Source organism: Trueperella bernardiae (assembly GCF_001469025.1).
Lineage (GTDB): Bacteria > Actinomycetota > Actinomycetes > Actinomycetales > Actinomycetaceae > Trueperella > Trueperella bernardiae.
Genome location: NZ_LNIZ01000006.1, coordinates 70,417 through 83,866 on the forward strand (window position 1 = coordinate 70,417; position 13,450 = coordinate 83,866).

Here is a 13,450-nt window from a genome sequence, read left to right on the forward strand (position 1 = left end):
GAGAAACATGTACGAGATTCATGACCCCTACGTCCTCCAGTTCGCCGGCCAGGCCACCCCGTGGCGTGCCGCCCTCGCCGAGGCGGCCGAGGATCCGGCGATCCGCGACACCCTCGAGCGGCTTCAGGCCCGCGCCGAGGAGCTGCTGGCCTCGGTGTTGCCCGAGCTGACCCGCATCTGCGCCGGCCCGCTCGACCTGCTGGCCACCACCTCGGGCGAGGCCTTCGCCTCCGTGCCCGGCATCTTGCTGGCCCAGTATGGTTCCTACCTCGACCTCCCGCTCGGCGCGCAGCCGCAGGCGGTGGTTGGCCACTCGCAGGGCGTGCTCGCCGTTCACATGCTCGCCTCCGAGCACAAGGCCCACGTCCTCGCCCTGGCCCGCCTGATTGGCGCCGCGGCCACCCAGGCCACCCGTGCTGAGGGTGCCTCCCGCTTCGGCGAGCTCACCCCGATGTTGGCCGTGCGCGACGTGCCCGAGCGTGTGCTGTCCGAGGTGGCCGCCCGTCACGGCGCCCAGATCGCCATCCGCAACACGGCCACCTCCTTCACCCTGGCCGGCTTGCCCGCCTCGCTTGAGGCAGTGCGCCGCGACCTCGACGCCCTCGCCAGTGCCGAGGCCAAGGCTCGCACCGAGAAGACGATCGGCGGCGCTGCCCTGACCCCGATCACCGAGTTCCTCGACGTCTCCGCGCCCTTCCACTCCGCCCTGCTCGCGCCCGGGCTCGAGCAGGTGCTCGCCTGGGTGCGGGCCTGCGGCTGGGCCGAGGATGCCACCGATCCCATCGACATGCACGACGTCGAGCACCTGGCCGCCGCCGTCCTCACCGACCGCCTTGACTGGGACAGTGTCTTTGCCGAGGCAACTAAGGGCGTTGGCTGGGTGGTCGACCTTGGCCCCGGCACGGGCCTGGCCCGAATCACGCGGGACAACGTGCGTGGGCGGGGCATCGGCGTCGTGAACGCGGGCTCTGCTGACGCGCGCGACGCGCTTGCCACGAAGGATGCCTGGGTGCCGGGAGAGGACTGGTCCGCGTTCGCCCCGAAGCTCGCCATGATCGACGACGGGCGCGTGGTGGTCGACACCCGCTTCACGCGCCTGACCGGCCGTGCCCCCGTGCTGCTCGCCGGCATGACCCCCACCACCGTGGAACCCGAGATCGTGGCCGCCGCCGCGAACGCCGGATACTGGGTGGAGATGGCTGGAGGCGGGCAGGTCACGGAGGAGGTCTTCGAGAAGAACCTCGCCGGGCTGGTTGCCGGGCTCGAGGAGGGCCGCACCGCCCAGTTCAACGCGATGTTCATGGACCGCTACCTGTGGAACCTCCAGTTCGGCACCCAGCACATCGTCTCCCGTAACCGCCAAAGTGGAGCCCCGCTGGACGGGGTCGTGATCTCGGCCGGCATTCCCGAGACCGAGGAGGGCGTGGAGCTGGTCGAGCGCCTGCGCGGCGAAGGATTTACGTACGTGGCCTTCAAGCCCGGCACGATCGGGCAGATCCGCCAGGTGCTGAAGATCGCCCGCGCCACCACCGCCCCGATCCTCATCATGGTCGAGGACGGGCACGCCGGAGGCCACCACTCGTGGGAGGACCTCGATCAGCTGCTGCTCGCCACCTATGCCGAGATCCGCGCGCAGGACAACACGGTGCTCATCGTGGGCGGCGGTCTGGGCGTGCCCGAACGCGCCGCAGGCTTCCTCACCGGCACGTGGGCCCTCGAGCATGGCCCGGTGCCCATGCCCGTGGACGCGATCATGATCGGCACTGCCGCGATGACCGCGCGTGAGGCCAAGACCAACGACGACGTCAAGCAGCTCCTCGTCGACACCGCCGGCGTTCCCGTGGATCGCAACGCCGGATGGGTGGGCCAGGGCGCCGTGGACGGTGGGGTGACCTCCGGCCTGTCGCACCTGTTGGCGGACATGTATGAGATCGAGAACTCCGCCTCGCGCGCCGCCCGGCTCATCGTGGAGGTTGCCTCCGACCCCGAGGCGCTCGTCACCCGCCGCGCCGAGATCATCGGGGCGATCGACGCCACCGCCAAGCCTTACTTCGGCGACCTGGAGGACATGACGTACGCCGAGGTGCTGCGCCGCTTCGCCGAGCTGTCCTACCCGTTCACCGACCCGTCGTGGGCCCAGCGCTTCTTCGAGCTGGCCCAGCGCGTGGAGGCCCGCCTCTCGCCCCAGGACTCCGGCGAGCTCGTGTCGATGTTCGATAGCGTGGAGGCGGTCGCCGACCCGGCCGCGGCCATCGACAAGATTGTGGCCGCCTACCCCGACGCCGAGCGCGTGGAGGTCACCACCTTCGATGCGGCCTGGTTCGTGGAGCTGTGCCGCAAGTACCCCAAGCCGGTGCCCTTCGTGTCGATCATTGACGCTGATCTGTTGCGCTCGTGGGGCACGGACGGCCTGTGGCAGTCCCACGATCCGCGCTACACCGCCGATCAGGTGCGCATCATCCCCGGCCCGGTGTCGGTGGCCGGCATCACCACGGTCAACGAGCCCGTGGCCACGATCCTCGCCCGCTACGAGGACGCCACGATTGAGGCGCTCGGGGGCGAGGCGGGTGAGCGCCGCTTCTCGCGCGCGTTTGCCACGGTGGAGGACTACCTGCGCGGGGCGGAGAACATCTCCTGGCACGGTCATGTCATCACCAACCCCGCCCGCGTGGTCGAGAACTACGACATCGTGGCCACCGACGCCGGCTATGACATGGTCATCCACCTCGACACACTGTGGGATGGCAGCGGGGTCCGCCAGCACGCCGTGCGCGAGTTGCGCGTGCCGTTCCGCATCCCGGCCGGCGCCTCGACCGGCGCGATCCCGGTGGTCGACGACGAGCGGCTGCCCGCGGCCATGTTCGCTCTCCTCGCGGTCACGGCCGGTGTGGGGGCGCAGAACGTGCTGGGCGACCACATCGGCGAGCTGCCCGCCATCACCGACTCGGCTGATTCACAGTTCGGCGAGGCCCACTACCGCTTCTCCTTGCGCCCCGAACTTGGCGCCCTGCACGCCGGCGTCACTGCCGACCTGCCCGGCTACAAGCTCGCGCCGATCGTGCCCTCGGCGGTGCTTGGCATGTGTTGGCCCTCTATCTACGCCGCCCTCGGCTCGGCTTTCGTGGGGGACTACCCCGTCATCGAGGGCCTGCTCAACGCGGTCCACCTCGACCACACCGAGGACCTCGATACCGATCGGCTCGCGGGCCTTGACCACCTTGACGCGCGCTCGCGTTGCACGTCGCTGACCGAGTCGAGCTCGGGCCGGGTTGTTGTCGTCGAAACCGAGCTCAGCCACGACGGGGAGCGGGTGGGCGCGTTCACCGAGCGCTTCGCGATCCGCGGGCGAGTGTTCGGCACGGACCTGCCCGCCGACCCGCCGTACGCGGGCGAGGTGGAGCGCGAGATCCGCGACACGCCGCGCTCGCTGCTGCGCCGCGTCACCGTGACCGCGCCGGCGGACATGACGCCGTTTGCAATGGTTTCGGGCGACTATAACCCCATCCACACCTCCTACCGGGCCGCGAAGGTGGCCGGCATGGACGCGCCGCTCGTGCACGGGATGTGGCTGTGCGCCGCGGCCCAGCACGCGGTCAGCGCCACGGGCGAGGACGGCAAGCGCTGGCACATCGCCGGGTGGACCTACCGCATGTACGGCACCGTGGACCTGAACGACGAGGTGGAGATCAGCGTGGAGCGCGTGGGGGTGGTTGACGCCGGCGGGCTCATCCTCGAGGTGACCTGCCGCGTGAACAAGAACGTGGTCTCCGTCGCCTCGGCCCACGTCACCCCGGCCGTCACCGCCTACGTCTACCCGGGCCAGGGAGTGCAGAGCCAGGGCATGACGCTCGACGAGCGCGCCACCTCGCCAGCCGCCCGCGACGTGTGGGAGCGCGCCGATGCCCACACCCGCTCCGCGCTCGGCTTCTCGATCCTGACAATCGTGCGCGACAACCCCACCGAGATCATCGCCGGCGGCGTGGCCTACCGCCACCCGCAGGGCGTGCTCAACCTGACCCAGTTCACTCAGGTGGCACTCGCGACCGTTGCCTTCGCCCAGAGCGAGCGCCTGCGCGAGGCCGGCGTGCTCGTGGAGGGCGCCTACCTTGCGGGCCACTCGCTTGGCGAGTACAACGCCCTGTCCGCCTACGCCGGCATCTTCCCGCTCGAGACCGTCATCGAGATCGTCTTCCACCGCGGCTCGACCATGCACAACCTCGTGCCGCGCGATGCCGAGGGCCGCTCGAACTACCAGATGGCCGCTCTGCGCCCCAACCAGTTCGGGGTGGGCGACGCCGACGTGGCCGCCTACGTCGCCTCGATCGCCGAGGCGAGCGGGGAGTTCATCGAGATCGTCAACTACAACTTGGCCGGCGAACAGTACTCGATCGCCGGCACGGTGGCGGGCCTGGCCGCGCTCGCGGCCGACGCCGAACGCCGAACCGAGGAGGCCGGCGGGCGCAGGCCCTTCATGCTCGTGCCCGGCATCGACGTACCGTTCCACTCCAGTGTGCTGCGCGGCGGGGTGGCGGACTTCCGCGAGCTCCTGCAGGGCCTCCTGCCGGAGCAGATCGACCCGGCGGTGCTCGTGGGGCGCTACATCCCCAACCTCGTGGCCCGCCCCTTCGAGCTGACCGCCGACTTCCTTGACTCCATCCTCGAGGTGGTGCCTGCCGACTCGGTGCGGGCTCTGCGCGAGCGCTGGGACGACGTCGACCTCGCCTCCGAGGCGGGGACGATCACGCGCGAGCTGCTGGTCGAGCTCCTGGCCTGGCAGTTCGCCTCCCCGGTGCGCTGGATCGAAACCCAGGACTACCTCTTTACCCCGCGCCCGGACGGGGCCGGCGTGGAGAGCTTCGTGGAGGTCGGCCTTGGGGCCGCACCGACGCTGGCTAACCTCGCCGCCAAGACCCTCGCCCAGCCGCGCCACGCCTCGGCCTCCGTGGCGGTGGCCAACGTCCAGCGCGATGCCGCCCCCGTCTACTTCACCGACCAAGCGGTCGCGGCCGAGCCCGAAGCGGCAGATGAGATCGCGGAGGCAAAGGCGCAGGCTGGCGAGGCCCCCGCAACGCAGGCCCCCGTGGCTCCCGAGCCGACCCAGCCCGCACCCGAACCGCACGCCGCACCCGCGCAGGTAGGTGCGGCCACGGCGTCGCCGGAGGACCTGGCGTTCGCGGCGGCGGACGCGATTACGGTGCTGCTGGCGGAGTCGAACAAGATCAACCTCGACCAGGTGGGCGCGGCCGACACGGTGGAGTCGCTGACGAACGGCGTGTCCTCCAAGCGCAACCAGGTGCTCATGGACATGTCCGCCGAACTCGGCCTCACGGCCATCGACGGTGCGGCGGACGCGAGCGTGGCCGAGCTGTCGGCCACGGTCAACAAGCTCGCCCACAACTACAAGCCCTTCGGGCCCGTCCTGTCCGATGCGATCGGCGACAGGTTGCGCAAGCTGTTTGGCGCGGCCGGCGTCAAGCCCGACCGTGTGGGCGCCCGCGTCCGCGAGGCATGGGCGCTTGGCCACGGCTGGGGTGCGTGGACCACCGCGGTGCTACTGCTCGAGACCCGCGAGGGCAAGTCCGCCCGCGGCGGGGAGCTGGCCGGTCTGCCCGGTTCACCCGCCACGGCCGCCGAGGTCGACTCCCTCATCGACGCCGCCGTGGAACGCGTGGGCGCCCTGCGCGGGGTGAACGTGGTCAAGCCGAGCGCAGGCGGGGCGAGCGGCGGGGTCGTGGATTCCGCGGCACTCGACGCCTTCTCCTCCCACATCACCACCATCCTCGCCGACAACGCCCGCGACCTGCTGGCCCGCCTCGGCGACGCCGCCCCCGTTGCGGCTAACGAGGCCAGCGACGAGGCCGTGGTGGAGGCCGTGAGCGCCGAGCTCGGCGCGAACTGGGTATCCCAGGTGGCGCCCGCCTTCGACGCGAAGAAGGCCGTGCTCCTCAACGACCGTTGGGCGAGTGCCCGCGAGGACCTCGCCCGATTCGCGGCCGGCGCCGCCGAGCTTCCCGCCGAGGCCACTTTCGTGGGCACTGGTGCCGAGGTGGCCCGCCAGGCCGAGTACTACGCGGACATCGCTGCGTCCGACGCCGACCGCGTGCGTCTGCTCCAGGTGGCGACCGCCGCGCGTGACGAGAGCGCCGGGGAGTTCTCCGGCAAGGTCGCGGTGGTCACGGGCATGACGCCGGAGTCTATCGGCGGCGGCGTCGTGGCACGCCTGCTCGCCGGCGGCGCGACCGTCATCGCCACCGCCTCCCGCGTGGACCAGGCGCGCCTACTCGCCGGGCGCAAGATCTACCGCGAGAACGCGCGCGGGGACGCGGCCCTGTGGCTCGTGCCCGCCAACCTCGCCTCCTACCGCGACATCGACGCGCTCGTGGACTGGATCGGAAACCCCGTGCGCGAGACCGTGGGTGGGGCGACCGTGGAGAAGAAGTCCGCGATGATCCCCGACCTCCTCTTCCCGTTCGCCGCGCCGCGCGTGTTCGGCATGATGAGCGACGCCGGGGGCGCGGCTGAGATCCAGACCCGCCTCATGCTGTGGGGCGTGGAGCGCTTGCTCACCGGGCTCGCCGCCATCGGCGCGGACACCGTGGTGGGCCACCGCCTCCACGCCGTGTTGCCCGGCTCGCCCAACCGCGGAACCTTCGGCGGCGACGGCGCCTACGGCGAGGTCAAGGCAGCCTTCGACGCCGTGGTGAACAAGTGGCACGTGGAGCCGTGGGCGCAGCGCGTGAGCCTGGCCCATGCCCACATCGGGTGGGTGCGCGGCACCGGCCTCATGGGCGGCAACGACCCGCTGGTCGCGGCCGTGGAGGAGCGCGGCGTGCGCACGTGGTCCACCTCCGAGATCGCGGGCGAGCTGATCGCCCTTGCCACCGACGACGCGCGGGAGCGCGCGGCGAGCGCGCCGATCGACGCCGACCTCACCGGCGGTCTGTCGAACATCAACCTCGCCGAGCTCACCCGCCAGATCGAGGCCGCGCCCGCGGCCGCGACTAGCTCCGAGCGCCAGGGCGGCACCATTTCGGCACTGCCGCGCCCGCAGGTGGTGGGCCTGCCCGAGTACGCCGATGTGTGGGGCAGTGGCACCGCCCGCCCCGAGGACACGATCGTCATCGTGGGGGTTGGCGAGGTGGGCCCGTGGGGCTCGGCCCGCACCCGCCACGCCGCCGAGCTCGGCATCAGGGCCGACGGCGACGTGGACCTCACCGCTGCGGGCGTGCTCGAACTGGCGTGGATGACCGGTCTGCTCACCTGGCACGAATCGCCGAAGGCCGGCTGGTACGATGCCGAAGACAACCTGGTGCCCGAGGAGGAGATCTTCGAGCGCTACCGGGACGAGGTGGTGGCCCGCTCCGGCATCCGCCGCCTCACCGACGACGGCCCGATTCAGGCCGGCGGCACGGTGGACATGGTGACCGTCTTCCTCGACAAGCCCGTCATCTTCACGGTGGCCACCGAGGCCGAGGCACGCGCCTACGAGGCGGCCGACCCGCAGTTCACGCAGGTCGCAGCCCCGCAACCGGGAGAGTCGGAGTGGTCGGTGACCCGCATCAAGGGCGCCACCGCACTCGTACCGCGCAAGACCACCCTGTCCCGCTTCGTGGCCGGCCAGCTGCCCACTGACTTCGACCCCACCCGCTGGGGCATCCCGCAGTCGATGGTGGAATCGGTGGACAAGATGGCGGTGTGGAACCTGCTGACCACGGTCGACGCCTTCATCTCCGCCGGCTTCACCCCGGCCGAGCTGCTGGCCCACATTCACCCCACCGAGGTCGGCTCCACTCAGGGCACCGGTTTTGGCGGAATGAGCTCGATGCGCAAGCTGTTCGTGGAGCGCTTCCGCGGGGAGGATATCCCGCAGGACATCCTGCAAGAGACCCTGCCGAACGTGGTTGCCGCACACACCATGCAGACCTACGTGGGCGGCTACGGCGCCATGGTCCAGCCGGTGGCGGCGTGTGCCTCGGCCGCTGTCTCACTCGAGGATGGCGTGGACAAGATCGCAGCCGGCAAGGCGAAGTTCGTGGTCACCGGCGCGGTGGATGACCTGTCGGTGGAGTCCCTCGAGGGCTTCGGCTTCATGAACGCCACCGCGGACTCCGCCTCGCTCGAGGCCCAGGGGATCGCCGACCGCTTCTTCTCCCGCGCCGGCGACCTGCGCCGCGGCGGCTTCGTGGAAGCCATGGGCGGCGGCACCGTGCTCATCGCCCGCGGCGACCTCGCCCTCGAGATGGGCCTGCCCGTCTACGGCGTGGTCGGCTACGTCCAGACCTTCGCCGACGGAGCCCACACCTCCATCCCCGCGCCCGGGCTCGGCGCGCTCGCGGCCGGACTCGGCGGACGGGATTCCCGCCTGGCCCGCCAGCTCGAGGCACTCGGGGCGAGCGTGGACGACGTCGCAGTGCTGTCCAAGCACGACACCTCCACGAACGCCAACGATCCCAACGAGGCCGAGCTCCACGTTCGCCTCGCCCGGGCGCTCGGGCGCAGCGCGGGCAATCCGCTGCACGTCATCTCACAAAAGACACTGACCGGGCACTCGAAGGGTGGCGCGGCACTCTTCCAGATCGCGGGCCTGACCGAGGTGCTCGCCACCGGCGTGGTGCCGGGCAATCGTTCGCTAGACAACCTCGACCCGGTCTTTGCTGAGGACCCCTTCCTCGTGTGGCTCCGCGAGCCACTCGACCTCGGCAAGCGGGGCCAGATCAAGGCGGCGATGGCTACCTCGCTCGGATTTGGCCACGTGTCCTCTCTCCTGGCGATCCTTCACCCGGGCGCCTTCGAGGCTGCGATTCGGCGGGCGCACGGTTGCCAGGCCGCCGATGCGTGGCGCGCTCAGGCGGAGGCTCGCCTCAAGGCCGGCGCCCGCCACCTCGAGCAGGGCATGGTGGGCAATCGGGCCCTGTTCGAGCCGATCGCCTCGCGTCGCTTCGGCGCGGAGCGCCCCGGCTACGACCCGCACGAGGTAGAGGCAGCGATGCTCCTCGACCCGGCGGCCCGCCTTGGCGAGGATGGGCTCTATGCCTAGCGGGCTGGGGGTGGACCTGGTCCACATCCCCACGTTTGCCGAGCAGCTCGCCGCGCCGGGCACGCGCATGGCCCAGGTCTTCTCCGGGGCCGAGATGCGCGGAGCCCGGCGGCGGGCGGCGGCTACCGGCGCCGACGTCGCCCACCACCTCGCCGCCCGCTGGGCCGGCAAGGAGGCCTTCATCAAGGCCTGGTCCTCGACGCTCGTCGGCCGTCCGCCCCTGATCGCGGAACAGGACGTCAACCTCACCGAGATCCAGGTCCTCTCCGACCCCTACCACCGCCCCTACATTGCCCTCACCAGCGCCATCAAGGAGGCCTTCGGGGATACCGACATCCTCCTGTCCCTGTCCCACGACGGCGACTACGCCATCGCCGTCTGCCAGATATCAACCAAAAATAAGGAATACTCATGACTCAGAACTCATCAACCGTCCCCGCCAGCTCCGCCCCCGCTGCCTCCGCCGGCGCGCGCACAACCAAGGCGGGAATTGCCCGCAACGCCCTGGCCATCGGCGCCGGAGTGGTCGTGCTCGCGATCGCCGCCCAGCTCGCCATCCCGTTCAAGCCGGTGCCGGTCACCATGCAGACTCTCGCAGTGGTGCTCGTGGGCTGGGCCCTCGGCGGCGGGCGCAGCCTCGCGGCCGTCAGCATCTACGGCGCGATGGGCGTGGCCGGCCTGCCGATCCTCTCCGCCGGAACGGCGGGCATCTCCCCGTCCACCGGCTACCTGCTCGGTTTCATCGTGTCGGCCGCCTTCGTGGGCTGGATGCAGTCGCGCCAGCCCCTGGCCGGTCTGCGCGCCCTGGCGGTCTTCGCCGTGGCGCTCGCCATGCCGTACATCCCAGGCCTCATCTGGCTCTCGGCCTTCACGGGCATGGGCGCGCCCTGGTCAGCCCAGGTGCTCGCCGCTGGCATGACACCGTTCATTCCCGGCGACATCCTGAAGCTCGTGGCTGCCGCCGCGGTGGCCACCGGCGCCACGGCCCTGCGCCGCTAAGAGCAGCGCGGGGGCCGTCCGAGCTCGGCCGGATTGCGCCCCCGCGCCCGCTTTGTCCTATCCTGTTGCAATGACTGAGGACCTCATCCTGACCGTAAAGTGCCCCGACAAGCCGGGCATCACCTACGCCATCACCGGGCTGCTCGCCTCCGTGGGCGGCAACATCATGGAATCCCAGCAGTTCAATGACCCCGAGTCGGGATACTTCTTCGTCCGCATCCGGGCGCGCGTGCCCGGCGGAAAGGCCACGATTGAGGCGGCGTTCGCCCAGCTCGCGGCCAACCACCAGATGACCTACCAGCTGTCGGAGGCTGACGCGCCCCTGCGCACCCTGGTCATGGTCACGAAGGACGCTCACTGCCTGTCCGACCTCCTGTCGAAAAACCGCGAAGGGCTCCTGCCCATCGACATCGTGGGCGTGGTGGGTAACCACACCACTCTCCAGCCGCTGGCCGACTTCTACAACAAGCGTTTCATCCACATCCCGATCAGCGCCGAGACGAAGGCGGAGGCCGAGGCCGAGCTACTCCAGCTCATCGAGGACGAGGGCGTGGAACTGGTGGTGCTCGCCCGCTACATGCAGATCCTGTCCTCGGAGCTGTGCGAGCGCCTGGCCGGCAACGTCATCAACATCCACCACTCCTTCCTTCCCTCCTTCAAGGGGGCCCGCCCCTACCAGCAGGCCTTCTCGCGCGGGGTCAAGCTCATCGGCGCCACCGCCCACTACGTCACCTCCGACCTGGACGAGGGCCCGATCATCGAGCAGGACGTGGTGCGCGTGGCTCACGACGACGACGAGCGCGAGCTTCGCGCCAAGGGCGCTGAGGTCGAGCGCCAGGTGCTTTCCCGGGCGGTCAAGTGGCACGCCGAGCATCGCATCCTCATGAACGGCAACCGCACCGTTATCTTCTCCTAAACGTCTGGTGGGCGACGCCGGCCGCGCACCATCGCCCGCCGCGCCGGGGACGCGGGCCCACGGCTCGGGCGTCGTTCGCGCTCTAAGACGGTAAGTCTCACAGCTCGTACCGCCCGGTCGGCAAGAAGAAGGGCTGGGGTAGACTGGGCGGGTCGCGACTGGCGTAGGTGGTCACCACCGGGGAGCGGCACAGAATTGACCGCGGGTCGTTCGCCTGGGCACGTGGTCGCATAGGGCCTACGGGCCAGATATGGGGAGATTCTGATGACCGACCTTTTCAACCAGTCGCTGCGCGACCTCGACCCGGACATCGCGAAGGTTCTTGATGATGAGCTGAACCGCCAGCGCGAACAGCTCGAGATGATCGCCTCCGAAAACTTCGTGCCCCGCGCCGTGCTCCAAGCGCAGGGCTCGGTGCTGACCAACAAGTACGCCGAGGGCTACCCTGGCAAGCGCTACTACGGTGGGTGCGAGTTCGTGGACGTGGCCGAATCACTCGCGATCGAGCGAGCCAAGGCCGTGTTCGGCGCCGAGTACGCCAACGTCCAGCCGCACTCGGGCGCCCAGGCGAATGCCGCCATCTACCACGCCCTGCTCAAGCCAGGGGAGACGATCATGGGCCTCGAGCTCTCCCACGGCGGCCACCTCACCCACGGGATGAAGATCAACTTCTCGGGCAAGAACTACAACGTGGTCGCCTACGGCGTCTCGCCCGACACGTATCTCATCGACATGGACGACGTGCGGGCCAAGGCCCTCGAGCACAAGCCGAAGCTCATCATCGCCGGCTGGTCGGCCTACCCGCGCCACCTCGACTTCCAGGCCTTCCGCGACATCGCCGACGAGGTCGGCGCCTACCTGTGGGTGGACATGGCGCACTTCGCGGGCCTTGTGGCCGCCGGCCTGCACCCGAACCCGGTGCCCTATGCCGACGTCGTCACCACCACGATCCACAAGACCATCGGCGGGCCCCGCTCCGGCATGATTCTCTCCCGTGACGCGGAGACCTTCGGCCGTAAGCTCAACTCGGCCGTCTTCCCCGGCCAGCAGGGCGGCCCGCTCATGCATGTGGTGGCGGCCAAGGCGATCGCGCTGAAGATCGCGGCCACGGACGAGTTCAAAGACCGTCAGCGCCGCACGCTCGAGGGCGCGAAGATCCTGGCCGAGCGCCTCGCCCAGCCCGACGTGGCCGAGAAGGGTATCGCGGTGGTCTCCGGTGGCACCGACGTCCACCTCGTGCTGGTGGACCTGCGCGACGCCGAGCTCAACGGCCAGGAGGGGGAGGACCTGCTCCACGAGGTCGGCATCACGGTCAACCGCAACACCGTGCCGTTCGACCCGCGCCCGGCCGCTGTCACCTCCGGCCTGCGCATCGGCACCCCGGCGCTTGCCACCCGCGGCTTTGGCGCGGATGAGTTCCGCGAGGTCGCTGACGTCATCGCCACCGCCCTGCGCGACGGCAAGGATGCGGACGTGGCGGCCCTACGCGCCCGCACTGCCAAGCTCGCCGCCGACTTCCCGCTGTACGAAGGGCTGGACCAGTTCGCATGATCCTCATGGACGGAAAGGCCACGGCGGCCTCGATCAAGGAAGAGGTCGCCGCGCGCACGGCCGCCCTGCGCGAGCGCGGAGTTGTGCTCGGGCTGGGCACGATCCTCGTAGGGGATGACCCGGGGTCGAAGATCTACGTGGACGCCAAGCACCGCGACTGCGCCGAAGTCGGCATCCAGTCGCTGCGCATCGAGCTACCACGGGAGGCCAACACCGAGGACGTGCTCGCCGCCGTCGAGCACTTCAACCAGGCCTCGGCCGTCACCGGCTTCATCGTCCAGCTCCCGCTGCCCCCGCAGTGCGACACGGAGCGGATCGTGGAGGCGATGGCGCCGGCGAAGGACGTGGACGGGCTGAGCCCGCTCAACGTCGGCCGGCTCGCCTCCACCTCGCGCGGCGAGCTGCCCACCCCGATCGCCTGCACTCCGCGCGGCATTGTGGAGCTCGGCCAGCGCCACGGCGTCGAGTGGGCCGGCGCGGTGGTGTGCGTGGTGGGTCAAGGCCAAACTGCCGGCCGCCCGCTCTCCCTCCTGCTCACCCACGAGAAGGTCGGCTCTACGGTCATCTCCTGCCACGTCGGCACCCGCGACCTCGCCCGGCACACCCGGGAGGCCGACGTCGTGGTGGCCGCCGCCGGCGTGGCCGGACTCATCACGCCCGACATGGTCAAGCCCGGATCCGCCGTGTTCGACGTGGGCGTCACCCGAAGGCTCGATCCTGCAACGGGCAAGAACAAGATCATCGGCGACGTCGACCCGGCGGTTCGAGAGGTGGCCGGCTACTTCTCGCCCAACCCGGGCGGGGTGGGGCCGATGACCCGCGCCACTCTCCTGCTCAACGTGGTCGAGGCCGGGGAGAATGCCGCGGCCGGGCGGGTCTAAACGGACGTAACCGGGGGCGCCGGCGTCGTTAGTCACGGGCGTAGCGGCACCGGCCGCCCCTGCGAA

Annotated in this window: 6 protein-coding genes and 1 riboswitch; all 6 genes read left to right on the forward strand. The window is 70.3% G+C overall.

Annotated features, from left to right (window positions below; translation table 11 throughout):
• Positions 1-7 precede the first annotated feature (7 nt).
• The 6 genes from AQZ59_RS06745 (at position 8) to AQZ59_RS06770 (ending at position 13,384) form a co-directional block, all read left to right on the forward strand.
• Positions 8-9,037 (forward strand): type I polyketide synthase, encoded by a 9,030-nt coding sequence (locus tag AQZ59_RS06745; RefSeq protein WP_062613909.1) that lies wholly within the window; start codon positions 8-10, stop codon positions 9,035-9,037.
• Complete coding sequence (gene acpS, locus AQZ59_RS06750) at positions 9,030-9,452, forward strand: holo-ACP synthase AcpS (protein WP_062613910.1); 423 nt, start codon at positions 9,030-9,032, stop codon at positions 9,450-9,452. Before AQZ59_RS06745 ends, acpS begins: the two co-directional genes overlap by 8 nt.
• Positions 9,449-10,036 carry a biotin transporter BioY gene (locus AQZ59_RS06755; protein ID WP_062613911.1) on the forward strand — a complete coding sequence of 196 codons (588 nt, stop codon included), beginning with the start codon at positions 9,449-9,451 and terminating at the stop codon, positions 10,034-10,036. Before acpS ends, AQZ59_RS06755 begins: the two co-directional genes overlap by 4 nt.
• A gap of 70 nt (positions 10,037-10,106) precedes the next feature.
• Entirely contained in the window at positions 10,107-10,952 is an 846-nt protein-coding gene (gene purU, locus AQZ59_RS06760; protein ID WP_062613912.1) for a formyltetrahydrofolate deformylase, read from the forward strand.
• 144 nt (positions 10,953-11,096) lie between these two features.
• Positions 11,097-11,179, forward strand: a riboswitch (ZMP/ZTP riboswitch).
• Between the two features lie 37 nt (positions 11,180-11,216).
• Positions 11,217-12,503, forward strand: a complete 1,287-nt coding sequence (glyA, locus tag AQZ59_RS06765) for a serine hydroxymethyltransferase (RefSeq protein ID WP_062613913.1) — start codon at positions 11,217-11,219, stop codon at positions 12,501-12,503.
• Positions 12,500-13,384 carry a tetrahydrofolate dehydrogenase/cyclohydrolase catalytic domain-containing protein gene (locus tag AQZ59_RS06770; protein WP_062613914.1) on the forward strand — a complete coding sequence of 295 codons (885 nt, stop codon included), beginning with the start codon at positions 12,500-12,502 and terminating at the stop codon, positions 13,382-13,384. Before glyA ends, AQZ59_RS06770 begins: the two co-directional genes overlap by 4 nt.
• Positions 13,385-13,450: the final 66 nt, after the last annotated feature.